The 23,955-nt window shown below is 67.2% G+C and carries 21 protein-coding genes and 1 riboswitch; all 21 genes read right to left on the bottom strand.

Going from position 1 to position 23,955, the window contains the following annotated elements:
* Positions 1–105: 105 nt before the first annotated feature.
* Positions 106–477, bottom strand: coding sequence for a glycine cleavage system protein GcvH (gene gcvH / locus AX724_RS01145; protein WP_013040940.1), 372 nt, complete (start codon positions 475–477; stop codon positions 106–108).
* 26 nt (positions 478–503) lie between these two features.
* Positions 504–1,655, bottom strand: a complete 1,152-nt coding sequence (gene gcvT / locus AX724_RS01140; protein ID WP_066762654.1) for a glycine cleavage system aminomethyltransferase GcvT — start codon at positions 1,653–1,655, stop codon at positions 504–506.
* Between the two features lie 173 nt (positions 1,656–1,828).
* Positions 1,829–1,929, bottom strand: a riboswitch (glycine riboswitch).
* Positions 1,930–1,982: 53 nt separating this feature from the next.
* Positions 1,983–3,143: a deoxyguanosinetriphosphate triphosphohydrolase gene (locus AX724_RS01135; RefSeq protein WP_066762652.1), complete on the bottom strand. Its 1,161-nt coding sequence runs from the start codon at positions 3,141–3,143 to the stop codon at positions 1,983–1,985.
* Positions 3,144–3,153: 10 nt separating this feature from the next.
* Positions 3,154–5,118 (bottom strand): tetratricopeptide repeat protein, encoded by a 1,965-nt coding sequence (locus AX724_RS01130; RefSeq protein WP_066762649.1) that lies wholly within the window; start codon positions 5,116–5,118, stop codon positions 3,154–3,156.
* Positions 5,119–5,237: 119 nt separating this feature from the next.
* Positions 5,238–6,680, bottom strand: coding sequence for a cell division protein FtsZ (gene ftsZ, locus AX724_RS01125; RefSeq protein ID WP_066762639.1), 1,443 nt, complete (start codon positions 6,678–6,680; stop codon positions 5,238–5,240).
* A gap of 107 nt (positions 6,681–6,787) precedes the next feature.
* Complete coding sequence (gene ftsA / locus AX724_RS01120) at positions 6,788–8,071, bottom strand: cell division protein FtsA (protein WP_066762637.1); 1,284 nt, start codon at positions 8,069–8,071, stop codon at positions 6,788–6,790.
* 5 nt (positions 8,072–8,076) lie between these two features.
* A complete protein-coding gene (locus AX724_RS01115; protein WP_066762634.1) occupies positions 8,077–9,021 on the bottom strand; it encodes a cell division protein FtsQ/DivIB in 945 nt (314 codons plus the stop codon).
* Complete coding sequence (locus AX724_RS01110) at positions 9,014–9,979, bottom strand: D-alanine--D-alanine ligase (RefSeq protein ID WP_066762631.1); 966 nt, start codon at positions 9,977–9,979, stop codon at positions 9,014–9,016. The genes AX724_RS01115 and AX724_RS01110 overlap by 8 nt, the downstream gene beginning before the upstream one ends.
* On the bottom strand, positions 9,976–10,875 hold the full coding sequence (gene murB, locus AX724_RS01105; protein ID WP_231736425.1) for a UDP-N-acetylmuramate dehydrogenase: 900 nt from the start codon (positions 10,873–10,875) through the stop codon (positions 9,976–9,978). Before murB ends, AX724_RS01110 begins: the two co-directional genes overlap by 4 nt.
* Complete coding sequence (locus tag AX724_RS01100) at positions 10,872–11,069, bottom strand: hypothetical protein (RefSeq protein WP_066762626.1); 198 nt, start codon at positions 11,067–11,069, stop codon at positions 10,872–10,874. The genes murB and AX724_RS01100 overlap by 4 nt, the downstream gene beginning before the upstream one ends.
* Positions 11,069–12,496, bottom strand: a complete 1,428-nt coding sequence (gene murC, locus AX724_RS01095) for a UDP-N-acetylmuramate--L-alanine ligase (protein WP_066762625.1) — start codon at positions 12,494–12,496, stop codon at positions 11,069–11,071. Before murC ends, AX724_RS01100 begins: the two co-directional genes overlap by 1 nt.
* Positions 12,493–13,659, bottom strand: a complete 1,167-nt coding sequence (gene murG / locus AX724_RS01090) for an undecaprenyldiphospho-muramoylpentapeptide beta-N-acetylglucosaminyltransferase (RefSeq protein ID WP_066762623.1) — start codon at positions 13,657–13,659, stop codon at positions 12,493–12,495. Before murG ends, murC begins: the two co-directional genes overlap by 4 nt.
* Positions 13,656–14,858: an FtsW/RodA/SpoVE family cell cycle protein gene (locus AX724_RS01085; RefSeq protein WP_066762616.1), complete on the bottom strand. Its 1,203-nt coding sequence runs from the start codon at positions 14,856–14,858 to the stop codon at positions 13,656–13,658. The genes murG and AX724_RS01085 overlap by 4 nt, the downstream gene beginning before the upstream one ends.
* Before the next feature lie 48 nt (positions 14,859–14,906).
* On the bottom strand, positions 14,907–16,223 hold the full coding sequence (murD, locus tag AX724_RS01080) for a UDP-N-acetylmuramoyl-L-alanine--D-glutamate ligase (protein ID WP_066762613.1): 1,317 nt from the start codon (positions 16,221–16,223) through the stop codon (positions 14,907–14,909).
* A 4-nt stretch (positions 16,224–16,227) separates the two neighbouring features.
* Positions 16,228–17,301 (bottom strand): phospho-N-acetylmuramoyl-pentapeptide-transferase, encoded by a 1,074-nt coding sequence (gene mraY, locus AX724_RS01075; protein ID WP_066762611.1) that lies wholly within the window; start codon positions 17,299–17,301, stop codon positions 16,228–16,230.
* On the bottom strand, positions 17,301–18,692 hold the full coding sequence (locus tag AX724_RS01070) for a UDP-N-acetylmuramoyl-tripeptide--D-alanyl-D-alanine ligase (protein ID WP_066762671.1): 1,392 nt from the start codon (positions 18,690–18,692) through the stop codon (positions 17,301–17,303). The genes mraY and AX724_RS01070 overlap by 1 nt, the downstream gene beginning before the upstream one ends.
* Positions 18,689–20,131 carry a UDP-N-acetylmuramoyl-L-alanyl-D-glutamate--2,6-diaminopimelate ligase gene (locus tag AX724_RS01065; protein WP_066762669.1) on the bottom strand — a complete coding sequence of 481 codons (1,443 nt, stop codon included), beginning with the start codon at positions 20,129–20,131 and terminating at the stop codon, positions 18,689–18,691. Before AX724_RS01065 ends, AX724_RS01070 begins: the two co-directional genes overlap by 4 nt.
* Positions 20,131–21,834: a peptidoglycan D,D-transpeptidase FtsI family protein gene (locus AX724_RS01060; protein ID WP_066762609.1), complete on the bottom strand. Its 1,704-nt coding sequence runs from the start codon at positions 21,832–21,834 to the stop codon at positions 20,131–20,133. Before AX724_RS01060 ends, AX724_RS01065 begins: the two co-directional genes overlap by 1 nt.
* Positions 21,834–22,484: a colicin transporter gene (locus AX724_RS01055; RefSeq protein ID WP_066762606.1), complete on the bottom strand. Its 651-nt coding sequence runs from the start codon at positions 22,482–22,484 to the stop codon at positions 21,834–21,836. The genes AX724_RS01060 and AX724_RS01055 overlap by 1 nt, the downstream gene beginning before the upstream one ends.
* Positions 22,481–23,452: a 16S rRNA (cytosine(1402)-N(4))-methyltransferase RsmH gene (gene rsmH, locus AX724_RS01050; protein WP_066762599.1), complete on the bottom strand. Its 972-nt coding sequence runs from the start codon at positions 23,450–23,452 to the stop codon at positions 22,481–22,483. The genes AX724_RS01055 and rsmH overlap by 4 nt, the downstream gene beginning before the upstream one ends.
* Entirely contained in the window at positions 23,449–23,946 is a 498-nt protein-coding gene (locus AX724_RS01045; protein ID WP_066762597.1) for a division/cell wall cluster transcriptional repressor MraZ, read from the bottom strand. The genes rsmH and AX724_RS01045 overlap by 4 nt, the downstream gene beginning before the upstream one ends.
* Between the last annotated feature and the right edge of the window lie 9 nt (positions 23,947–23,955).

Here is a 23,955-nt window from a genome sequence, read left to right as displayed (position 1 = left end):
GTTGGCGAGCCAAGCGAGCCCGCCGCCATCTCATCAGGGCGGGCGCTCCCCGTGGTCGCGACCCACCCCAGCCCTTCCCTCGAAAGGGAAGGGCTTATTCAGGCATCAAAGGCTGGCCACGAATTTCTTGTAGGCGGCCTCGTTCATCAGCCCCTCAAGCTCGCTGGCGTCGGTGACGCGCAGCTTGAAGAACCAGCCATCCTCTTCGGCGTCGCTGTTGACCAGCGCCGGCTCGTCCTCCAGCGCGCTGTTGGTTTCAACGACTTCGCCAGAGATCGGCGCATAGACGTCGGACGCGGCCTTGACCGATTCCACCACCGCGGCGTCGTCGCCCTTTTCGAAGGTCGTGCCTTCGGCGGGCAGTTCGACGAACACGATGTCGCCAAGCTGTTCCTGCGCATAGTCGGTGATGCCGACCGTGGCGATCTCGCCCTCGACGTCGATCCATTCATGTTCGTCGGTGAAATAACGGCTCATGATATACTCCCCTTGGCGAAAAAGGATCAGGCCTTGCGGCGATAGCGATGCGGGACGAACGGCATCGGCGCGACCGTGGCGGACAGGCGCTTGCCGCGCACCTCGATTTCGAGCGCGGTGCCGATGGCGGCGTGGGCCAGGTCAACCCAGCCCATGGCGATGGGCGCGCCGACGCTGGGCGCGAAGCCGCCGGACGTGACTTCGCCCACCACCGCCGACCCGGCGTGGATCGCTGCGCCCTCGCGCGCGGGCATGCGCCCGTCGATCCGCAGGCCGACGCGCTTGCGGGCCGGGCCTTCGGTCAGTTCCTTCATGACGCGTGCATGGCCGATGAAGCCGCCCTCCTCGCGCCGGCGCTTGCCGATGGCGAAGCCCAGATCCGCACCGATCGTGCTGACGTCGGGGCTGAGATCATGGCCGTAAAGCGGCAGCCCCGCCTCCAGCCGCAGCGAATCGCGCGCGCCAAGGCCGATGGGCTTGACCTGCGGCAAGGCGCACAGCGCATCGGCCAGCAGCACGGCGTCCTTAGCGGGCACGCTGATCTCGAACCCGTCCTCGCCGGTATAGCCCGACCGGCTGATCCACAGTTGGACGCCGCGCCAGGCGAAGAGGCCCGATTGCATGAACAGAAGATCGGCGGTTTCGGGGATCAGCTGGCCGAGCGCCTCGCCCGCTTCCGGCCCCTGCAGCGCGAGCAGCGCCTGCTCGTCCATATGGTTCATCACGACTTCGTCGGGCAGATGCTCGATCATCCAGCCGATATCGTCATATTTGGTCGCGCCGTTGACCACCATGTAGATGTCCGCGCCATCGAAGGCGCCGCCGCCCAGCCGCGAGAGCATGAGGTCGTCGAGGATGCCGCCCTCCTCGTCCAGCAGCATCGAATAGCGCTGGCGGAAGGGCTTCAACCCCTTGATGTCGGCGGGCAGCAACTGCTCCAGCGCCTCGTCCACGCCCTCTCCCGAAAAGGTGAGCTGACCCATATGGCTGACGTCGAACAGGCCGGCATGATCGCGCGTCCAAAGATGTTCGGCCATGATGCCTTCATACTGGATCGGCATGTGATAGCCGGCAAAGCCCACCATCCGCGCGCCCTTCGCCCGGTGCCAGCCGTCGAGCGGCAATTCCTGCAACGGCAGGTCTTCTTCCAGATGGGCGATGTCGTCAGTGCCGGACATATGGGGCGGCCTTTCCGTGATGAGTCGCGTGGCGACAGCCATGGTCTGCCCGAAGGCTCGACATGCTGCCACCCCCTCTGTCACGGGACCTGAGAGCTTTGACCAGCGGCCTTGCGGCCACATGGCTTACCCCTTCGGTGGGACGGGCAAGCCGTCCGCTTTCCAGAGCGCCTGCGCGCGATGCGGTCCTTTGGCCTGAGAGATTCCGGGGCGGTTGCTCCTTCGGCGACGGGCCTCGCCTGAAAGGCGACCCATGCTCTCCCGCATCGTGCCCGCCCGACGAATCCGGCGGAGACAGGAGCGCCTTGCGGCAAAGGACAGGGCGCGTCAATCCGCCAGAACGGGTACGCCATAGATTTCGGCGTGGCGCTTTTCTGCGTAGCGGTCCGTCATGCCGGCGATGAAATCCGCGATGTGGCGACTGCGTACGGGCTCGTCCAATGCGCAATCGTCCCGCCATTCGGGCGGCATCAGCGCGGGATCGGCCTGATAGGCGCGGAACAGGTCCGCGACGATCACCCGCGCCTTGTCCGCCGCCGCCAGCTGGTCGGGATGATGATAGAGCGTCGCATACATGAAGCGCTTGAGATCGCGTTCCTGCGCGGTCAGCTCGGGCGAGAAGCAAACCAGCGTCTCCCCGAAAGCGCGGACATCCTCCACCGTTTCCACCCCTGATGCCGCGATGTTGCGACGGGTCGCCTCCAGAAGGTCGTTCGCCATGACGCCGATCTGTTCGCGCACCAGCTCGCGCAGCAGCCGGTCCTGCTGCACGTCGGGGTAGCGGGCACGCACCCTGTCCCAGCAGCGCGCGACCAACGGCACCTCCAGCAACTGGTCCAACACCAGCAGGCCGGCGCGCAGGCCATCGTCTATGTCGTGATTGTCATAGGCGATGTCGTCGGAAATAGCCGCCAGCTGCGCCTCCAGCGAGGCATGGCTGGCAAGGTCCAGCGGGAACATCGCATCCAGTTCGCGCATCGCCCAGCCGGGCTTCGCGATCGGGCCATTATGCTTGGCGAGCCCCTCCAGCATTTCCCAGCTGAGGTTGAGGCCCCGGAAACGCGGATAGGGGCTTTCAAGCAGCATCAGCGTGCGCAGCGTGTGCGCGTTGTGATCGAAGCCGCCATGCGCCTCCAGCGCGACTTCCAGCGCATCCTCCCCGGCATGGCCGAAGGGCGGATGGCCGATGTCGTGGGCAAGGCAGAGCGCTTCGGTCAGATCCTCGTTGAGGCCGAGCGTCCGTGCAGTGGTGCGGCCGATCTGCGCGACTTCCAGGCTGTGGGTCAGGCGGACGCGGAAATGATCGCCGTCAGGCGACACGAACACCTGCGTCTTGTGGCGCAGGCGGCGGAAGGCGATGGAATGGATGATGCGGTCGCGGTCGCGCTGATAGACATCGCGCGGGCCGCGCATCTCGCCGCCCTCCTCCGCATGGAGGCGGCCGCGGCTTCGATCGGGATGGCAGGCATAGGACGCAAGGCTGGTCATGCCCGGCCTCTTACTCGCCCGCCAGCTTTTCCACCACCTCCCCGGCGTCGCTTTTCCATGCGAACACGTCGGCGCCGTCGGCCCGGAGCTTCGTCTCCAGATCCTTGGCGCGGGTGAAGCTGGAGAAGGGGCCGACGAGCAGGCGGTTGGTGCGGCCCCAGCTTGCGCTCCACGCGTCCTGCGGCGCAAGGCTGCCATATTTGCCGCGCAGCCGTTTCATGGTGAAGCCGAGCGCGGACTTGCTCTGGCCCACGCCCACCTGCAGCCAGTTGCGCGACGGATTGGCGGCGAGCCGCTTCTTCTCTTCCGCTTCCTTCTTCGCCTTGGCGTCCGCTTCGGCCTTTGCCTTGGCGGCGGCCTCCTTCTTCGCCTTGTCGGCCGCAGCCTTTGCGGCGGCCGCCCGTTCGGCGCGGCGCTGGGCCTGCAAGGTCGCGACCTCGTCCAGATCGACGGCGGCGACGCTGGTCGCCCGCTCCGTTTCCGGGACGTCGATCGCCCGGATGATGTCCGCCAGCGTGCGGGTCGCCTCCGGGTTGGGCCGGGGAGCGGAAGGCGCGGGCGTCGCGGCCGGCAAGGCGGAGGACGGCGGGGTTGCGGTGGCGATCGCAGCCGGTGCGGGCTGCGACGGCGTCGGTGACGACGAAGACGGACTCGGGCGCGCGGGCATATCCATCGATTCAAAGCCCGGCGCTGGCGGTCCCTGAACAGCGCCTCTCGCGGCCGGCGTCGCTCCGTTCGGCGCTGGCGTTGCCGATGCGTAGGCAGATGGCGTCGGGGCGGGCGCGGTTGCGGTCCGTGTGGGTTGCGCGCTTGCCGGCGGCGGCTGCGACGATGTGGGTTGCGAGGGGGTCGGCTGCGGCTGTGGCGCCGGAGGCTGCGTCGCCCCGGCCGGTGCGGACGCGGTCTGGCCCGTACTGGTCTGGCCCGTATTCGTCTGGGAGGCAGACGGCTGCGTGGTAGCGGGCGCGGGTGTGCGCGTGGCGGCGAGCGGCGGCGTCGTTGTAGCCTGCGCGACCTGCGTCGGCGTTCGCGCGGGCTGTTGCGGATTGCGTGCCTGCGCGCGGGCGAGCCTTTCTGCCTCGCGCTGCTGGCGTCGCTGTTCAGCGCGGCTCAGCGGCTTGGCGGGCGCAGTCGTCGGCGCGGCGGCGACAGTCACGGGCGCGCGCATTCCCACAACGATGCCCGGTGCGGGTGGCGTCGGCACGATCGCGGCGATGCTGGTGCCGACCTGCTGCGGGAAATGGCCGAAATGCACCGCCGCCGCCTTCTGCGCCGGGGTGAGATAAGGCATTTTCTGCATATAGGGTGTCAGCGCCGTGGCGAGCTGTTCCGGCAGGGTCTGGAGCGCGACCTTGCGCGCGTCCGCCTGCTTGTTGTTCATCGCATAGATGAACGCACGATAGCGCCATGCCGCCCGGTCGCCTTTGTAGAGCAACGGGTCCAGCACCTTGTCGGCCGCCTCCACTTGCCCCGAAATGCCAAGCGACGCGGCGTAGCGGCGGATCAGTTCCTCGTCCTGCGGAGTGCGCGCCAGCGCGGCCTGATAATCGCGCTGCGCCCCGGCCTGATCGCCGGTCATGTCCTTCGCCAAGGCACGGTCCGACAGGATGGTGGCGTCGGGATAGCCCAACCGGGTCGCCTGATCGAACTGGCGCAGCGCTTCGGCCGGGTTCTGGAGCTTCAGCATCACGCGGCCCAGCCCTGCCTTCACCCGGCCGTTGCCGCTCTCGATCGCTTCGGCGCGAGCGAAGAAGCCGGCGGCGGCGCGCGGATCGTCCAGCGCCAGCGCCGCTTCCCCCGCCCCGATCATCGCCGCGATGTCGCGCGGATTGGAGGCCAGCCGGGCCAGGTTGCTGTTAAGGTCGGCCGCACCCAGCGGGCGGGTCAGCTGCGACTGGTCCGATTGCGCCTGGGCGGCGATCGGCACGAGGGAAAGCAGGACAAGGCCGGGGATCAGGAAGGAAGTGCGTGTCACGGTCGAGGCCTTAGCCAGAGTCCTGCTGAATGGGAAATGGACGCCATGAAAAAGCGCGCCGGACCGCCTTTGACGGTCGATGGCGCGCTTTCCAGACTCAGCGGCGGCCCGCTTCCGTCTTACTGATTGTTCTGGCGATTGAGGAAACGGGGAATGTCCACGCCCGGCGTTGCGGCATCGTCGGCGCCGGACGCCTTGTCCGTTCCGCGGGTGAGCCCCGCCATGCGCTCGAACAGCGTGCCGCCCGTCGCGACGCGCGGCGCCGGCTGGGCCGGAACGGCGGGCGCGGTTTCGGTCGCGGCGGGTTCGGCACTGTCTTCGCCCAGCACCAGTTCGTCCTGGTCGGGATCTTCGTCCGAGAAAACCGCAGCGGGCTTGGGCGGCGCGAACGGAGCCGGCGCGGGCTGCACCGGAGCGGGCGCTTCGGGCACGTCCAGTTCCAGCGCCTCGGGCTCGGGCTGCGGCGCGGGCTGCGGGGTCGCGGCCGGCGGCGTGACGGATGCGCGCGGCACGGCGGCCGGGGTCTGCGGTACCGAAACCGCGGGACGGCTGGCGAAGCTGAACGGCTGGGTCAGCGGCTGCGCCTGCGCGCCCAGATCATTGTCGATACCGGTGGCGACCACCGACACGCGGATCTTGCCATTGAGGTTGTCGTTGAACGCGCTGCCCCAGATGATGTTCGCGTCGGGATCGACCAGTTCGCGGATATGGTTGGCGGCCTCGTCCACCTCCATCAGGCGCATGTCGTCGCCGCCGACGATGGACACGATGACGCCCTTCGCGCCGCGCATCGACACGCCGTCGAGCAGCGGGTTGGCGATCGCCTTTTCCGCCGCCTGGAGCGCGCGGCCGTCGCCTTCCGCTTCGCCGGTGCCCATCATGGCCTTGCCCATTTCGCCCATCACCGATCGCACGTCCGCGAAGTCGAGGTTGATGAGGCCCGGCATGATCATGAGGTCGGTGATCGACCGCACGCCCTGCTGCAGCACCTCGTCCGCCATCTGGAAGGCTTCCTTGAAGGTGGTGTTCGGGTTGGCGATCAGGAACAGATTCTGGTTCGGGATGACGATGAGCGTGTCGACATGCTTCTGCAGCTCCTCGATCCCCGCCTCGGCCGACTTCATCCGGCGATTGCCCTCGAACGTGAAGGGCTTGGTGACGACGCCCACGGTCAGGATGCCGCGATCGCGCGCCGCCTTGGCGATGACGGGGGCGGCGCCCGTGCCGGTGCCGCCGCCCATGCCGGCGGTGATGAAACACATATGCGCGCCTTCCAGCGCCTGTTCGACCGACACGATCGTTTCTTCGGCGGCCGCCTTCCCGATTTCCGGCCGCGACCCTGCGCCAAGCCCTTCGGTGATCTGGGGCCCGAGCTGGATACGGCGTTCCGCCGGCGAGCTGTTGAGCGCCTGCGCGTCGGTATTGGCGACGATGAAGTCCACGCCCTCCACCGATGCGGCAATCATGTTGGCGATGGCATTGCCACCCGCGCCGCCGACGCCGATCACCGCAATGCGCGGCTTCAGTTCGTCCACATGAGGCGGGCTGATCTCAATGCTCATATTTACTGCTCCCTCGGCTTCCTCGTCAGGAAGCGACACCGTCATATACTGTTAACACCAGAAAATAGGGGATTTCACCAGCTATTTTCGTCTTTGTCCGATTTCGTTCAATAGTTCGTCTTGATCGCGCGCATCATCCGTTGCCACCATATCGGCGCGCCCAGACGATGAACCGTCTGCGGCGCTGGTGCCATGGTGCGGAGATCAACCGGGTTGGAAGCGCCGTAAAGCGCAAGGCCCGCCAATGTCGCGAAGGCCGGTCCACTATGCGCTTCGGGCATGGCGGACAAGCCTCTTGGCCGGCCGACCCGCACCGCCCGGCCCAGCGCCCCCTGCGCATAGTCCGCGACACCCTTCATTTCAGCGCCGCCGCCCGTCAGCACCACCTGCCGCCCGGTCGAGTTGAACCCCATGCCCGACAAGGCTGCATTCACTTCGATCATGATCTGGTTCAGCCGTTCGCAGATGACGCCGACCAGCGCCGCGCGCGTGATCTTGCCCCCTTCGGCATTGGGGCCGGCGACCTGGCCCGGCAACGCGGCGTCGCCATGGGGCGGGGCGATCTCGATCATCTCGCGGAAGTCGCGCGGGTTCTGCATCGCCGAACCATAGAAGCATTTGATCCGCTCCGCCTGGCTGCGGCGGATGCCGAAGGCGGACGCGATGTCATCGGTGATGTCGGACGCGCCCATCGGGATGGAATGGAGCCCGACCAGCATCCCGCCGGCATAGAGCGAGACGTTGGTGACGCCCGCGCCCAGTTCGACCAGCGCCACGCCCAGATCGCGCTCCTCCTCCGACAGGCAGGCAAGGCCCGTGGCGATGGGTGAGGCCACGATCGAATTGACGTTGAGATACGCGCCGCGCACGCAAAGATCGAGATTGGCGAGCGGCGCGCCGTCCGCCAGCACGACATGGATGTCGACGCCGAGCAGGTCAGCATGCATCCCCAGCGGCTTTTTGACCGGAACCTTGCCGTTGATGGTAAAGCAGGTCGGCTGCGCATGGAGCACCACCCGGCCGTCAGGGTCGATGCCCTGCTGCCCTGTTGTCAGCAGATCGTCGATGTCCGCCTGCTCGACCCGATAGCCGCCCATGTCGCGCTCGACCGTGACGACGTCGCTGACCAGGCTGCCGCCCGAAAAGCTGACCCACACATCCTCGATATTGGTGCCCGCGACCCGCTCGGCCTGCTCCACCGTTTCGCGCACGGCCAGTTCGGTGCGCTCCATGTCCGCGATGAAGCCGCGGCGCACGCCCCGGCTCTCGCGCTGGCCGGTGCCCAGGATCGCGAGTTCGCCGGTGTCGGTGCGGCCGGCGATCAGCGCCGACACTTTCCAGGAACCAATGTCGACCGCCGTGATGAGCTTTTCGACCTTGGGCTGCGCCATCGTCCTCAGCCTTCCTCGCCCACATCGGCGGGCCTTGCATCGTCCGCCGGCTTCTCCTCGACCCGGCCCTGCGGCAGGCGCAGGACGAACCGGTCGGGATCGCGCATGTCGAACTTTACGATGCCGCGCCCCAGCAGGCGGTTCACCCCGTCCATCCGCGCGAAATTGACCAGCGCCGACGCTGAATCCTTCTCGCCCTCCGGCAGGGAAAGCGTCTCGCCCGATTGAAAGCGCAAGTCCCAGCGTCGGTTCCCGACCCAGGTGGCGCCCGCCAGCATGGGCTTTAAGGCCGGGGCATTTTCCATCAGCTTGTTAAGGCCGGCGGTCTGGCGGTTGGCGTTCGGACCGACGACCAGCGGCAGGTCGGGCATCGCGCTGGTCGACACCGCCTGCAGGACGACGCCGTTGACGTCGATCAGGTGCAACTGTCCTTCATGCTGCCAAACCGCCACCGGATCGCGCTCGACGATGTCGACGACCAGCGTGTCGGGCAGGCGGCGGGAAATGCGCGCATCCTTGACCCAGCCCAGTTTCAGCATCTCCTCGCGCACCTTCGGCAGGTCGAGCGAGAGCATGGAGCGGTCCACCTGGCCAAGCGCGATGTTATAGACGGGCAGTTCGTCCATTCGCTCGACGCCCCGCACCTCGACCTTGTCGACCTCGAACCCGGCGCGTGCGGCGATCTCGGCCGCCTGCTGCTTCATCATCCCCGGCACCCCGGCGAAGACCGCGATGCCGATGACGAGGCCGCCCACGATCGCCACGATCGCCCAGCTCGCCATGCGCTGAAGCGTCGCTTCGCTGACCGGCAGCAGTTCGATCAGCCGGTCGAGCCAGCTGCGGCGCTTGAGCGCGCGTCCCCGGCCGCCCCTCGCCGCCCGGCCGCCCACGCTGACGCGGGTGCTGCCCAGCCGCGCGGTCCCACCCCGCCTGATCCGTGCTTCAGCCATCTGCCTGTCCCGCCTCCCGTGGCTCCCCGGCGCGGTTCAGCGCCTCCTCGACGATAGTCTCGACCAGAGTCGCATAGTCAATGCCCAGCTTCGCCGCCTGCTCGGGCACGAGGCTCAAGGGCGTCATGCCCGGCTGGGTGTTGACCTCTAGCAGGAACAACCCTTCAACGCCCTGATCGTCGTCCCAGCGGAAATCGGCGCGCGACGCGCCCTTGCAGCCGAGCAACTGATGCGCGCGCAGCGCAATCGCCTTGCAGGCCTCGCTGATCTCGGCGGGAATTTCGGCCGGGCAGACATGTTCGGTCATGCCGTCGGTATATTTGGCGTCGAAATCGTAGAAGCCGCTCTTGGGCCGCAATTCGGTGACCAGCAGCGCCTCGTCGCCCAGCACGGCGGTCGTCAATTCGCGGCCGCGGATATAGGGTTCGGCCAGAAGCTGCGGGAAATCGCGCCATGGGCCCATGCTGTCACGGGCGATGGGATTGCCGTAATTGCCCTCCGCCGTGACGATGGCGACGCCGACCGAACTGCCTTCGTTGACGGGCTTCAGGACATAAGGGCGCGGCAGCGGGTCGCCTTCGAACAGGCTCTCGCTCTCGACCATGCGGCCGCCCGGCATGGGGATGCCATGGGGGACGAGCGCCTGCTTGGTCAGTTGCTTGTCGATGGCGATGACGGATGTGGCAAGGCCGCTATGCGTGTAGGTGAGGCCCATAAGGTCCATCAGACCCTGGATCGTACCATCCTCGCCCGGAACGCCGTGCAGCGCATTGAAGACGACATCGGCCTTCGCCTCGGCCAGACGGACGGCGACGTTGCGGTCCATATCGATGCGCGTGACGCGATGGCCGCGCGATTCCAGTGCCTTGGCGACACCCTCGCCGCTCGACAGCGACACCGACCGCTCCGCCGACCAGCCGCCCATCAGGACGGCGACATGCCAGGGACCACGAGTCATTTTTTCACGCCCACGCGCTGGATTTCCCACTCTAGCTCTATTCCGCTTTTCTCTTTCACGCGGCGGCGGACTTCCTCGCCCAGCGCTTCGATATCGGCGCTGGTGGCGTCACCAACATTGAGGAGGAAATTGGTGTGCTTCTCGCTCACCTGCGCGCCGCCGATCGTCAGACCGCGACAGCCCGCCTCGTCAACAAGTTGCCACGCTTTATGCCCCTCCGGGTTCTTGAAGGTCGAACCGCCGGTCTTGCTGCGCAACGGCTGGCTTTCCTCGCGCGCGGCGGCGATGCGGTCCATTTCGGCCTGGATGGCGGCGGGTTCGCCGGCGTGGCCGCGAAAGGTCGCGCTCACCACTACCGCGCCTTCGGGCAGGATGGAGTGGCGGTAGGTATAGCCAAGATCGGCGTTGGTGAGCGTCACCTGATCGCCCGAGCGCAGCACGACCTGCGCCTCCACCAATATGTCGCGCGTCTCGCGCCCGTAGGCGCCGCCGTTCATGCGCACGAAGCCGCCGACCGTGCCGGGGATGGAGCGCAGGAATTCAAGGCCCGCAATGCCCGCGTCGCGCGCCGTCGAGGAAACCAGGATGCCCGACGCGCCGCCGCCGCAGGCCAGCGTCGTCGCGTCCAGCCGATCGACCTTCGCGAACGGCTTGCCAAGGCGCACGACCACGCCCGGCACGCCGCCGTCCCGCACGATAAGGTTGGAACCAAGCCCGAGCGCCATCACCGGCACGGCCGGATCGAGGTCGCGCAGAAAGGCGGACAGGTCGTCGGCATCCTGCGGCTCGAACAGCCATTGCGCCGCCCCGCCCGCCTTGAACCAGACGAGCGGCGCAAGCGGAGCCTGTGCCTTCAACGACCCGCGCACCAGAGGAAGGGCAAGGCTTTCGCTCAAGAACGAAAGCCCCACAGGTTCATCCAGCCCTTCATCGCACGCATGTTCGCTTCGCCCGCCTGACCGGCGGCACGGCCGACCTCGACCTGGCGCTGCGCCGCCTCGACCATGTCGCGCGCGACTTCGATGCCCTTCATCTGCGCGTCGATCATGCGCTTCTGCATCTCAAGACCAACGGTGAACAATTCGAACATCAGGCCGCTTCCTTCGCTTTTCCCGCGACCGCGGACGCAAGGCCCGCCGCCCATTTGGTGATGTCCCCCGCCCCCAGGCAGATGACCATGTCGTCCGCCTGGATATCGGCGGCGAGGTGCGTGGCAAGATCGGCCGCATCCGCCACGGTCGCGGCGTTGCGATGGCCGCGCCGCTTGAGGCCAGCGACCAGTGCGGCGCTGTCCACGCCTTCGATCGGTTGCTCGCCTGCGGTATAGACGGGCGCGGCATAGACGATGTCGGCGTCGTTGAACGCCTGCTGGAACTCGTCCATCAGATCGTGCAGCCGGGTGAAGCGATGCGGCTGGACCACGGCGATGACGCGCCCCTTCGCGCCCTCGCGCGCGGCGGCGAGCACCGCCTTGATCTCCACCGGGTGGTGGCCATAATCGTCGATCACCGTGGCGACGCCCCCGTCGACAGCGATTTCCCCGACCTTGGTGAAGCGGCGCTTCACCCCGCCGAACTTCGCGAAGCCGGTCTGGATCGTCGCGTCGTCGATGCCCATCTGCAACGCCACGCCGATCGCCGCCATGGCATTGAGCACATTGTGGCGGCCCGGCATCGGCAATTCGATCCCTTCGATCCGGCGGGTCGACCCGTCACGTTCGCGGATCTGCACGTCGAAGCGGTTGCCGCCGGGAATAGGCTGCACATTCTCGCCACGAATGTCGGCCTGCGCGGAAAAGCCGTAGGTGACGATCCGCCGGTCCTGCACGCGCGGCAGGATCGCCTGCACTTCGGGATGGTCGAGGCAGAGCATCGCCGCGCCATAAAAGGGCACGTTGCCGACGAATTCGACGAAGGCGTCCTTGACCCGGTCGAAGCTGCCATAATGGTCGAGATGTTCGGGATCGATATTGGTGACCACCGCCAATGTGCCGTCGAGCCGCAGGAAGCTGCCGTCGCTCTCGTCCGCCTCCACCACCATCCAGTCGCTGTTGCCCAGGCGCGCGTTGGAACCGTAGCTGTTGATGATGCCGCCGTTGATGACGGTCGGGTCCACCCCGCCCGCATCGAGCAGCGCCGCGACCATCGAGGTCGTGGTGGTTTTGCCATGCGTGCCCGCCACCGCGACGGTGGATTTGAGGCGCATCAGTTCGGCCAGCATCTCCGCCCGGCGGATGACGGGGATGCGGTTCTCCAGCGCCAGCTCAACTTCGGGGTTGCCGCGCTTGATCGCGGTCGACGTGACGACCACGGCAGCGTCGCCCAGATTTTCGGCCTTGTGGCCGATCATCACCTTGATGCCCTTTTTCCGCAGCCCTTCGATCACATAGCCTTCGGCCATGTCCGACCCCTGCACGGAATAGCCCAGATTATGCATCACCTCGGCGATGCCGGACATGCCGATGCCGCCGATGCCGATGAAATGGATCGTGCCGATGTCGGTGCCGACACCCTTCATGCGGGAACTCCCTGGAGATTGAGCGTGGTCGGCGTGGGGCCGACCTTGACGGGGTCATTCATGATCGGCGCGTGGCCGATGCTTTCGAGCAGGTCGGCCATGTCGCGCGCGGCGTTGGGGCGGCCGCAATTCCATGCGCGCTTCGCCGCGTTCTGGAGAGCGCCCGGCTCCATCGCCATCTTCTGCATCTGCTTGGCGAGTTCGACCGCGGTGAAGCGGGCCTGTGGAATCGTGCGCGCGCCGCCGGCGTCGGTCATTTCGCGCGCATTGGCGGTCTGGTGATCGTCCATGGCGCTGGGCAGCGGGATGAGGATCGCCGGGCGGCCCGCGCAGGTCAGTTCCGCCAGCGTCGATGCGCCCGCGCGCGCGATCACCAGATGGGACCAGCCAAGCTTTTCGGGCACGTCGTTGAAATAGGTGGCGAGGTCGGCGGGGATTTCCATTTCCGCATAGACTTTCCGCACGCGCTCAATGTCCTCCGCGCGGCATTGCTGCGTCACCTGAAGGCGGCGGCGCAGCGCGATCGGCAGCATGGACAGCCCCTCGGGCACCACGCTCGACAGGATGGTCGCGCCCTGGCTGCCGCCGATCACCAGCACGCGGAACACGCTTTCGTCGGTCAGCGCGGGAAATTCCTCCTCGCGCAGCTGCTTCACTTCCTCGCGCACCGGATTGCCGACCAGATGCACCTTGCCGGCATATCGGTCCTTGAGGCGCTGAACGTCGGGATAGGCGGTGGCGATGGCGCTGACCCGCCCGGCGAGCAGGCGGTTGACGCGGCCCAGCACGGCATTTTGTTCGTGGATCGCCGTCGGGACGCCGTCCGCCAGCGCGCCAAGCAGCGCGGGCATGGCGGGATAGCCGCCAAAGCCGACCACGGCGGTCGGGCGGAATGTTTCGTTGAGGCGGCGGGCCATGGCGCGGCCGGCGAGGATCGCCTTCAGCGCGCCTGGCCAGCTCATGGGGTTTTTCGTCATGCGGCCCGCCGGCATCACATGCACTTGCGCCGTTTCGAAGATGCCCGGGATCTTCGCGCCGCGCTCATCGGTGACCAGCGCCACGCGATGGCCGCGCGCCATCAATTCCTCCGCCACGGCATGGGCGGGAATCATATGACCCCCCGTCCCCCCGGCGGCGAGGACGAAGTGACGGGAAATGCTCATCGACCACTCCATTTGACGACCGTGTGCCGACCCATGAAGGGATTGCGCCGCGTGAATGCGAGCAGCAGGCCGACGCCGATACAAAGCGCCAGCATAGAGGAGCCGCCATAGCTGATAAAGGGCAGCGTCATGCCCTTCGACGGAAAAATCTGCGCATTGACGCCCATGTTGATGATCGCCTGCAACCCGAACTGGGTCGTGAGGCCCGCCGCGGCGAGGATGGTGAAGTTATCCTCCTCGTCCAGCAGGCGCAGCAGCACGCGCACGACGATGGCGAGATAGACGCAGGCGATGGCGATGCAGGCAAGCAGGCCGAACTCCTCTCCGATGACGGAGAAGATATAGTCGGTATGCGCTTCGGGCAGGCGGAACTTGTTCTGCCCGCCGCCCGGCCCGACGCCGGTGAAGCCGCCATGGGTGATGGTGCGGAAGGCAAGGTCGGTCTGGTCCGGCCCGGTATCCATCTGGACGCCGATGCCCAGGAAATCGTTGATCCGCTGGCGGCCATTCTCGTAGAACATATAGACCGCGACCAGCCCCGCGAGGCCCGCGCCGCCCAGCATCGCGATCCAGCGCATCTCCAGCCCCGACAGCAGCAGCAGGCACCCCCAACAGGCAAGGAAGATCACCGTCTGGCCGAAGTCGGGCTGGCGCATCAGGACCGCCGCGATCAGCAGCGTCATCGCGCCAGTCAGCGGCATCACCGGCAGCGTCTTGTCCTTCGCGCGCAGCGACAACAGCCAGGCCGTGGTCACGACATAGGCGGGCTTCAGGAATTCCGACGGCTGGAAACGGAAGCCGGGAAGGTCGATCCAGCGCTTCGCGCCATTCACCGTGCTGCCGAGCAGCGGAACGGCGAGCAGCATCAGGAAGAAGAAGGCGCAGAAGAAGATGGCCAGCCGCCGCGCCTGCGGCCGGGGCAGCATGGAGATGACCAGCATGATCGGCAGGCCCAGGAACACCCACATGAGCTGGCGGTAGAAATAGATGAGCGGATTGACCGCGACCGTCGCGGTCGACCGGTCGATCGCGGCCACGGGCGAGGCAGCGGCGACGGCGACGAGGCCGATCGCCATCAGCGTGACGATCAGCGACAGGAGAACGCGGTCGATCTCCCAGAACCAGATGGCGAGCGCGGTCCGCTCACGCGGGACGGTGCGGCCCTTGAAGCCTCTCACCAGTTCGCCCGGTCTGAACATCCCTGTTCCGCCTTCCCTGCTCATGCGCCTGCCCCCGCCGCCCTTCGTCTATTCCAGCGCCTCGACCGCCGCAACGAAGGCGTCCCCGCGCGCTTCGAAATCGCGAAACTGGTCGAAACTGGCGCAGGCCGGCGATAGCAGCACGACCTCGCCCGGCCGGGCGATGCGCGCGGCGCGGCGAACGGCGGCGCTTAGCATCTCGCTGTCGTCGACCGCCATATGCGGCCGCAGCAGATCGGCGAACATATGCCCCGCTTCGCCGATGGTATAGGCATGGGCGATGTTGGCGAAGTGCGGGGCGCATTCGTCCAGATTGTCGGTCTTGGCAAGGCCGCCGACGATCCAGTGGATGCGGGGCTTGCCATCCTTCGCGGGCCAGGCGGCGAGCGCGGGCGCGGTGGAGGCGGGGTTGGTCGCCTTGCTGTCGTTGACGTAGAGGACTCCGTTGCGCGTGCCCACAGCCTGCATCCGGTGGGGAAGCGAGGCGTAGCTGGCGAGCGCATTGCCGATGGTCGCCTCGTCGATGCCAAGCGCCTTTGCGACAGCGACCGCGACAGCCACATTCTGCGCGTTGTGCGGCCCCTGCAAGGCGGGCCAACCGAGCTGTTCGGCCGGGTCGATGTCCGTGGAGGCGACTTGGGTCACGTCTTCCCGATGAAGGCCGCGGGCAATCGACCGGCTCGGTTCGTCCTCCGTCGCGATCACCGCGACATGGCCCGCCGACTGCATCCCGAACAATCGCGCTTTCGACGCGACATAACCCGCAAACCCGTCATAGCGATCGAGATGATCGGGCGTGATGTTGAGCAGCACCGCGACGTCGCAGTCGAGGCTGCGGGTCAGGTCGATCTGGTAGCTGGAGAGTTCCAGCACGTAAACGCCCGCGCCTTTGAGGTTCGGCTCCAGCGGGGGCTGGCTGAGGATCGGCAGGCCGATATTGCCACCCATCACCGTGGGCAGGCCGGCTTGCGCGATGATGTGGTGGATCAACGCCGTGGTGGTCGATTTGCCGTTGGTGCCGGTGATGCCGACGACCTTGTGCGGGGGGAGCGTCGGGCGGGCGAGCGCGAACAGTTCGATGTCGCCGATGATCGGCACGCCCGCGATCCGCGCGCGCATCGCGATGGGGTGGCGGTTCAGCGGCACGCCCGGCGACACGACGATGCCATCGAACCCGGCAAGGTCGATCTCCATCGGGTCGCCCAGTTCGGCTTTTCCTTCGACCAGCGCGCGTGCTTCCTCGCGGCTGTCCCAGGCGACGACGCGCGCGCCGCTCGCCACCAGCGTCTCGACCGTGGCGAGGCCGGAGCGGGCGAGGCCGAGGACGGCATAGGTCTTTCCCCGGAAGGCTTCGGAAACGATCATGCCCTCACCGCAGCTTCAGCGTGGCGAGGCCGGCAAGCGCCAGCACGAAGGCGATGATCCAGAAACGGATCACGACGGTCGGTTCGGCCCATCCCATCTGTTCGAAATGATGGTGGATGGGCGCCATCTTGAACACGCGCTTGCCAGTACGCTTGTAGAAGAAGACCTGGATGATGACCGACAGCGCCTCCACGACGAAGAGGCCGCCGATGATGCCCAGCACGATCTCATGATGTGCGGTGACCGCGATCACGCCGATCGTGCCGCCCAGCGCCAGCGATCCCGTGTCGCCCATGAACACGGCGGCGGGCGGCGCGTTGAACCACAGGAAGGCAAGGCCCGCGCCGATGATCGCGCCGCACAGGATGACGAGGTTTCCCGCGCCCGGCACATGCGGGATGCCCAGATATTCGGCGAAATCCGCGCGGCCGACCAGATAGACGATCAGCAGGAAGGCGAGGCTGGCGATGATGACCGGCATCGTCGCCAGGCCATCGAGGCCGTCCGTAAGGTTCACCGCATTGCCGAAGGCGACGATGACGAAGGCGGCGAAGCAGAAATAGAAGGGGCCAAGTTCGATGGCGGGACCATTGTAGAAGGGCACGTAGAGCGCGGTGTTGCCGTGGCTGTGCACGATCATCCACGCCGCGATCCCCGCTATCGCGAACTCCGCGGCCAGCCGCGCCTTGCCCGACAGCCCCTTGTGGCTGGCCTTCGTCACCTTGTCATAATCGTCGAGGAAGCCGATCGCGCCAAAGCCCAACGTCACGAACAGGCAGGCCCAGACATAGATGGACGAAAGGTCCATCCACAGCAGCACGGACGCGACCATCGACGTCAGGATCATGAGGCCGCCCATGGTGGGCGTGCCGCGCTTGGCGAGGTGGCTTTGCGGGCCGTCGTCGCGGATCGGCTGGCCCTTGCCCTGCCGCACGCGCAGCCAGCCGATGAAGCGCGGGCCGATCAGCAGGCCGATGAGCAGCGCGGTCGCGATCGACGCGCCCGCACGGAAGGACAAATAGCGGATGAGGTTGAACACCCCCGCGAAATCAAGCGTCTGGGCAAGCCAGTAGAGCATCAGTTCATATCTCCGTCGCGCGCGGCGTCGGCAAGGGCGGCGACGAGGCGGGAGAGACCCACCCCGTTCGAGCCCTTGACCAGGATCGCGTCGCCCGCGCGCATTTCGGTCTGGATAAGGGGGATGGCGGCCGCCGTGTCGGGCACATGGGCGTGCGGCAACGCGCCGCCCAGGGCGCTGGCGAGCGGCTCCATCTCCTTGCCGACGAGGATGGCATAGTCGACCTGCGCGCCCTCCAGCGGCTCGGCAAGGCCGGCGTGGAGGCTGGCGCTCTGGTCGCCAAGTTCGCGCATTCCGCCGAGAATGGCGATGCGCCGCTCCGCCTTCTCGCGGCCCAGTTGCTTCAGGGTCGCCGCCATCGACAACGGATTGGCGTTGTAGCTTTCGTCGATCAGCAGCGCTTCGCCGCCCTCCACCGGCAGGATACGGCGCGCGCCCCTTCCCGGAAGGCCGGGCATTTCCGCAAGCGCGAGGCCCGCCGCCGCCAGATCGCCGCCCACCGCCTCCACCGCCGCAAGCACGGCCAGCGCGTTCGACACCCAATGGTCGCCCGGCGCGGCCACGGTGAAGCAGATTTCCGCCTGCGGCAGCTTCGCCGTGACGATGCTGCCACCATTGGGCGCGGGCACCACGTCGAGCGCGCGAACGTCCGCCTCCTCGCTCATGCCGAAAGTCAGGATGTGCGTGGCATGCCGCTCGGCCTTGCCGTAAAGCGTGGCGACATGCGGGCTGTCATAGGGGATGATCGCCGTGCCGCCCGGCTCCAGCCCCTCGAAGATCTCGGCCTTCGCCTCCGCGATCTTCTCCTCGGTGCCGAAAAATTCGATATGGGCCGGCGCGATCGCGGTGACGATGGCGACATGGGGCCGCACCTGCCGTGTCAGAGCGGCCAGTTCGCCTATATGGTTCATGCCCATTTCGAACACGCCATAGGCGCTCGTCCGCGGCATGCGCGCCAGGCTCAAAGGCACGCCGACATGGTTGTTGTAGCTTTTGACCGACCGGTGCGCCGCGTCCGGCATGGCCCGGTCCAGCGCCAGGAACAGCGCTTCCTTCGTGCCGGTCTTGCCGACCGATCCGGTGACGCCGATCACCTTGCCCTGCATCCGCCTGCGCGATGCGATGCCCAGCGCCTGCAGCGCGGCGGCGCTGTCGGGGACGAGGATATGGGGATGATCGACCGCCTCGCTGACGATGGCGCCGGCCGCGCCCTGCCCGAACGCCTTGTCCACGAACCTGTGTCCGTCGGTCGTCTCGCCCTTCATCGCGACGAACAGGTCGCCGGGGCCAACCTCCCGGCTGTCGAAGGCGACGCCCGAAACGGCGAACGGCGCCGACGCGGCGCCGCCTGTGGCTTCAGCGATTTCGGCCGAGGTCCAAAGGTCCATCAACCCGCGCACTCCCGCGCGACGGTGACGTCGTCAAAGGGCAGCACCCGGTCGCCGATGATCTGGCCCTGTTCATGCCCTTTCCCCGCCAGCAGCACGATGTCGTCCGCGCCCGCCTGCGCGATGGCGGCGGCGATGGCGGCGCGGCGGCCGCCAATCTCTTCCGCTTGCGGCGCTCCCGCCATCACGGCGGCGCGGATGGCGGAAGGTTCCTCCGACCGGGGATTGTCGTCGGTCACGATCACATGGTCGGACAGGTCGGCCGCGACCTTCCCCATCAGCGGACGCTTGCCCGCATCGCGGTCGCCACCAGCGCCGAACAGGGTGATCAGCCGCCCGCGCGTATGGGGCCGCAGCGCCTCTATCGCCGCGCGCAGGCCATCGGGGGTGTGGGCATAGTCGACATAGACCGGCGCGCCGGCCCGCGTGATGACCGCACGTTCCAGCCGGCCGCGCACCGGCTGCACCCGGCCGAGCAGTTCCAGCACTTTCGCCGTTTCCCCGCCCGTCGCGATGACCAGCCCCGCCGCCGTCAGCGCGTTCGCCGCCTGATAGGCGCCGATCAGCGGCAGGTTGACCTTGTATGCCTTGCCATCCGCCTCGACCTCCAGCGTCTGGCCCAACTGGGTCGGGGTGCGGTTGGCAAGGCGCAAAGCCTGCCCCTGCACCCCGACGCTCAGCACACGAAGCCCCCGCTTCGTAGCCCGCTGGATCGCCTTGTCGGACCATGCGTCGTCCGCCCAGATGACCGCATGGCCATCGGCGTTCACGACTTCGTCGAACAGCCGCATCTTGGCATCGAAATAGGCGTCCATGTCGCCATGATAGTCGAGATGGTCGCGCGACAGGTTGGTGAAGGCCCCGGCGACGACCGGCAGCCCTTCGGTGCGATACTGATCGAGCCCGTGGCTGGACGCCTCGAACGCGGCGTGGCTGATCCCCTCGCGCTTCAGGCCCGACATGTTGGCGAGGAAGGTGACGATGTCCGGCGTGGTCAGGCCGGTGGACACCTGATCGACGGAAGTGGTGACGCCCAGCGTCCCGATGGAGGCGGACTTGTGCCCCAGCATCCGCCATAGCTGGCGCGTGAGTTCCACCGTGCTGGTCTTGCCGTTGGTGCCGGTGACGGCGACCGTGGCGTCTGGAAAGGGCGCGAAATAGCGCGCGGCCATCCGCGCGAAGAGCCGGCGGGGATTGGCATGGGCGATATGGAGCGCGCCCTCCACTTTCGCTTCCGGCCGGGCGACGACCGCCACGGCGCCGGCCTTTACCGCGTCGGCGATATAATCCTCGCCATTGACGCGCAGGCCCTGGAACGCGCCGAAGACGGTGCCCGGCGCGACCTTGCGATTATCGATGGCGAAACCGGTGACGGAAGGATCGAGGCCCGCGCTTTCCGCCAGATCCACGTCCAGCCCCTCGACCAGCGACCCGAGGCGCATCATTCCTTCTCCTTGTCGCCGTGCAGCAGCGGCATGAGGTCCGAGATGTCGACGTCGCGCTGCTCGTCCGGCATGACGCCCAGCATAGGCCCGACCCGCTCGACCACGCGCTTCACCACCGGCGCGGCGGTCCAGGCGGCGGTGCGCAGGCCATATTGGCCCGTCGCCTCGTCCATGATCGCGACCACGACGTAGCGGGGATTGTCCATCGGGAAGGCAGAAGCGAAAGTCGTCACCAGCGAAGTCTTGTTGTAGCGCCCTTCCTGGGGCTTTTCGGCGGAACCCGTCTTGCCGCCCACCCGGAATCCCTTGGCGTCGGCGCTACGCCCTGTACCCGCCGCCACGATCATCCGCAACAGTTGGCGCATCCGCGCGCTGGTGGCTGCGGAAAAGACTCGGCGGCCTTCGGGCACGGCATCGGGATCGAGCTTGCGAACCGTGGCCGGGCGCCAGATGCCGCCATTCACCAGAGCGGCATAGGCCGCCGCCAGATGCAGCGGCGTAATCGCGATGCCATGGCCGTAGGATGTCGTCATGCTGGTGATGCGGCCCCAGCTCGACGGCCACAGGCCGGCCGCGCGCTCATGGAACTCGATCGGCGCACGCTGGTCGAAATCGAGGCTGCGGAACAGTTTCTGCAGCGGCGCCGCTCCCATTTCGTCCGCGATGCGGGCAGTGCCGATGTTGGAGCTGTGCACCAGGATTTCGGGCACGTTGATCCAGCGGCCGAGAGGGTGGTCGTCCTTGATGCGGAAGCCGCCGATCGGCAGCGGCGCGGTCGCATCGTACCGCTTGCTCATGGAGGTCACCACGCCCGCATCCATTGCCGCCGCGATCGACAGCGGCTTGAAGGACGAACCCAGTTCATATCGGGCCTGCACCATATGGTTGCAGAGCGGCGATTCGCTGCACCGTTTGCCCGCATAATTCTGCAGCTTGTTGGGGTCGAATACGGGCAGGGACGCCATGGCGATGATCTCGCCCGTATTGGCGTCCATGATGATGCCACCCGCGCCCTTGGCTCGGGTTTGCACTAGCTGCGCGTAGAGTTCGCTTTCCAGCGCGCCCTGCACCCGGCTGTCGATGGAAAGCGCGAACGGCCGGCCGCGCTGCGCCGGATCGGTCAGCCGGTCGTTGAACGCCGCTTCCACGCCCATGCCGCCCTGCCGCTCCGCGTTGGGCGCGAAGCCCAGCACGTGCGCGGCCAACGTGCGCTGCGGATAGAGGCGCTCCTTCTCGCGCGGGAATTCGATGCCGATCTCGCCCAGCGCGTTAACCGCCGCGACTTCCTCCGGCAGCGCGCGGCGGCGCAGATAGGCCCATCCGCGCCCGGTCAGCTTCTTGTAAAAGGCGGCCTGCGGCTCATCTGGGAAAATTTCGTGCAGCTTGCGCGCGATCTCCGCGGGCTCGCCGATCAGTTTCGACGGGCGCACCGCGATGGAATAGGCGTCCATGGTGCGCGCCAGCGGCACGCCGTTGCGATCGACGATGTCCGCGCGGGCCGGCAGGAAACCGGACAGGGCGTCGTCGCCCGATGCGCCATGCGCGAAAATGCCGACCCACAGGAGCCGGCAGATCACGATGGCGGTGATGCCCATGAACATCAGCAGCAGGAGCATCAGCCGGTTATGGGCGATCGCGGTCAGATCGATTCGTTGATGCCCGGCGCGCGGGCCGCCCGGCTGGACGATGATCGTGGCCATCAGCGCGCCTCCTTGCGCTTTTCGCGAGCCGCCTTCGCGGTCAGGTCCCCCAGAGTGCTGTCGTCCAGCAGCTTGGCGTCGAGCATCGCCATCCGCTCCGCCTTGCGCGCGATCGGATTGGGTCGCGACAGGTCGGCGTCAGCCTTGGCCTGATTGGCCGGGGTGGACCGGGCGGGCCGGGGCAGCTTGTCGACATTGTCGGCGGCATGGGCTTCGCGGATCACGGCGATGTCGCTGCGGATCTGGGCGGCGGCCGGGCTTTCCGGCGCCTTCTGCGTGGCGGCGGGCAGGTCGGCCGGGGTCTGCACCATTGCGACCATGACCGGCGGGGCGACATAATCGGGGCCGTTGGGCTGGACCCCGTCCAGATGGGCCAGCGCCTGTTCCCCGCCCAGATATTGCTGCGCGGTCGGAGTCGCATAGAGGAAGTCGTGCTGGTTCCAGCTTTCCAGCTGCCGCATGGAGGCGCGGGCGCTGAATTCCGTTTCCAGGTATCGGATGTCGGCCTTCGCCCGGGCGATCTGCGCGCGCACCTTCATAAGCTCGTTGCGCTCGGTCGCGACCTTCAGCGACACCATATAGGCCCCGAGCGCCCCCAGCGCGACCAGGATCACCCAGATCAGGCTCTGCAACCTCTTGACGGCGATCATGCGCGGGCACTCCGGGCGGAGGAGGACGACGGGGCGGGTGCAGCGGTGCGGACGGCGCTACGCAGCGTGGCGGAACGGGCGCGGGGGTTGCGCGCCAGCTCGGCCTCGCCGGGGCGTACCGCCTTGGCAGGCCTGGCGAAGGTGGGCGGCGGACCGTCGGCACGTTGGGGCATGTGGCGCGATCCCGCCCCTTCCCCGCCGCTGCGGTTGCGCAGGAACTGCTTGACGATGCGGTCTTCCAGGCTGTGGAAGGTCACGACCGCCAGCCGGCCGCCTTCTTCCAGCAACGCCTCGGCCGCTTCCAGCCCGCGCTCCAGTTCCTCCAGTTCGCGGTTCACATGGATGCGGATCGCCTGGAAGGTGCGAGTCGCGGGATCCTTCTTGTCATGCGGCTTATGCCCAAGGGCGCGACGCACGACGGCGGCGAGCTGGCCGGTCCGCTCCAGCGGGCGCGCATCGACGATCGCGCGGGCAACCCGGCGCGATCGCGGCTCTTCGCCATAGCGATAGATGACGTCGGCGATCTCCTCTTCCGGGGCGGTGTTGAGGAAATCGGCGGCGTTCATGCCGTCCTGCGCCATCGTCATGTCGAGCGGGCCGTCCGACTGGAAGGAAAAGCCGCGCTCCGCCCGGTCGAGCTGCATGGAGGACACGCCGATGTCGAGCGTGACGCCCGACACCTGGCCGACGCCGCGCTCCGCCAGCAGCGTGTCCATCCGCGAAAATTCGCCGGGGATGAGCGTGATGCCATGGGCATCCGCCACTGCCTGCCCTTCGCGGATCGCATCGGGGTCGCGATCGAAAGCGAAGACGCGCGCGCCGGCGCGGGCCATGGCGCTGGCATAGCCGCCCGCGCCGAATGTGCCGTCGACATGCACCTCGCCCGGGGCGATGGCGAGGGCGGCGAGGACTTCATCGAGCAGGACGGAGACATGGGGCGCAGGGGCAGCGGAAGCGGGCGCGCTCACTTCGTCGCCCCTGCAGCACGCGCTTCGATCCAGCGCTTCACCTTGTTGCGAATCAGCGCGGGTCGGTCGGGACTTGCGACCAGCGCCTCGGGCTTCCAGATCTGGAAATAGCGACCGACGCCATAGAAAAATATCGCGTCGTCGATTCCGGCCTCTTCCTTGATATCGGGGTGCAGGAAGAAACGGCCGCCATCGTCGAAATTGACATCCTCGATCGTGCCGAGGCGGTTCTCGCGCTCCAGATCGGCGTTGAAATCGCGCCCGGCATCATAGGCCTGACGCTCCAGCTTCTCGACCTCGTCGAACAGATATTGCTTGTGCGACAGGCCAAAGCCGGTGGCGCAGCCATTGTCCATATGGATCGACAGGCAGAGGCGGTTCTGGCCGCCGCTTGCCTGGGCGACCAGCTTGCGCATCTCCAGGGGCAGCACGAAACGGCCCTTGCCGTCCGCGACGCTGAACGCGTTGCCCGAATAGAGAATGACGTCCGACACGCTGGAACA

The organism is Sphingobium sp. CCH11-B1 (genome assembly GCF_001556865.1).
In the GTDB taxonomy this organism is placed as follows: domain Bacteria; phylum Pseudomonadota; class Alphaproteobacteria; order Sphingomonadales; family Sphingomonadaceae; genus Sphingobium.
This window is presented reverse-complemented; position numbering and strand designations above follow the sequence as displayed.

Excerpts from the sequence above, each read along its gene's own strand:
- gcvH (WP_013040940.1), bottom strand. The coding sequence starts at position 477 with ATGAGCCGTTATTTCACCGACGAACATGAATGGATCGACGTCGAGGGC.
- gcvT (WP_066762654.1), bottom strand. The coding sequence starts at position 1,655 with ATGTCCGGCACTGACGACATCGCCCATCTGGAAGAAGACCTGCCGTTG.
- AX724_RS01135 (WP_066762652.1), bottom strand. The coding sequence starts at position 3,143 with ATGACCAGCCTTGCGTCCTATGCCTGCCATCCCGATCGAAGCCGCGGC.
- ftsZ (WP_066762639.1), bottom strand. The coding sequence starts at position 6,680 with ATGAGCATTGAGATCAGCCCGCCTCATGTGGACGAACTGAAGCCGCGC.
- ftsA (WP_066762637.1), bottom strand. The coding sequence starts at position 8,071 with ATGGCGCAGCCCAAGGTCGAAAAGCTCATCACGGCGGTCGACATTGGT.
- AX724_RS01115 (WP_066762634.1), bottom strand. The coding sequence starts at position 9,021 with ATGGCTGAAGCACGGATCAGGCGGGGTGGGACCGCGCGGCTGGGCAGC.
- AX724_RS01110 (WP_066762631.1), bottom strand. The coding sequence starts at position 9,979 with ATGACTCGTGGTCCCTGGCATGTCGCCGTCCTGATGGGCGGCTGGTCG.
- AX724_RS01100 (WP_066762626.1), bottom strand. The coding sequence starts at position 11,069 with ATGTTCGAATTGTTCACCGTTGGTCTTGAGATGCAGAAGCGCATGATC.
- murC (WP_066762625.1), bottom strand. The coding sequence starts at position 12,496 with ATGAAGGGTGTCGGCACCGACATCGGCACGATCCATTTCATCGGCATC.
- murG (WP_066762623.1), bottom strand. The coding sequence starts at position 13,659 with ATGAGCATTTCCCGTCACTTCGTCCTCGCCGCCGGGGGGACGGGGGGT.
- AX724_RS01085 (WP_066762616.1), bottom strand. The coding sequence starts at position 14,858 with ATGTTCAGACCGGGCGAACTGGTGAGAGGCTTCAAGGGCCGCACCGTC.
- murD (WP_066762613.1), bottom strand. The coding sequence starts at position 16,223 with ATGATCGTTTCCGAAGCCTTCCGGGGAAAGACCTATGCCGTCCTCGGC.
- mraY (WP_066762611.1), bottom strand. The coding sequence starts at position 17,301 with ATGCTCTACTGGCTTGCCCAGACGCTTGATTTCGCGGGGGTGTTCAAC.
- AX724_RS01065 (WP_066762669.1), bottom strand. The coding sequence starts at position 20,131 with ATGCGCCTCGGGTCGCTGGTCGAGGGGCTGGACGTGGATCTGGCGGAA.
- AX724_RS01060 (WP_066762609.1), bottom strand. The coding sequence starts at position 21,834 with ATGGCCACGATCATCGTCCAGCCGGGCGGCCCGCGCGCCGGGCATCAA.
- AX724_RS01055 (WP_066762606.1), bottom strand. The coding sequence starts at position 22,484 with ATGATCGCCGTCAAGAGGTTGCAGAGCCTGATCTGGGTGATCCTGGTC.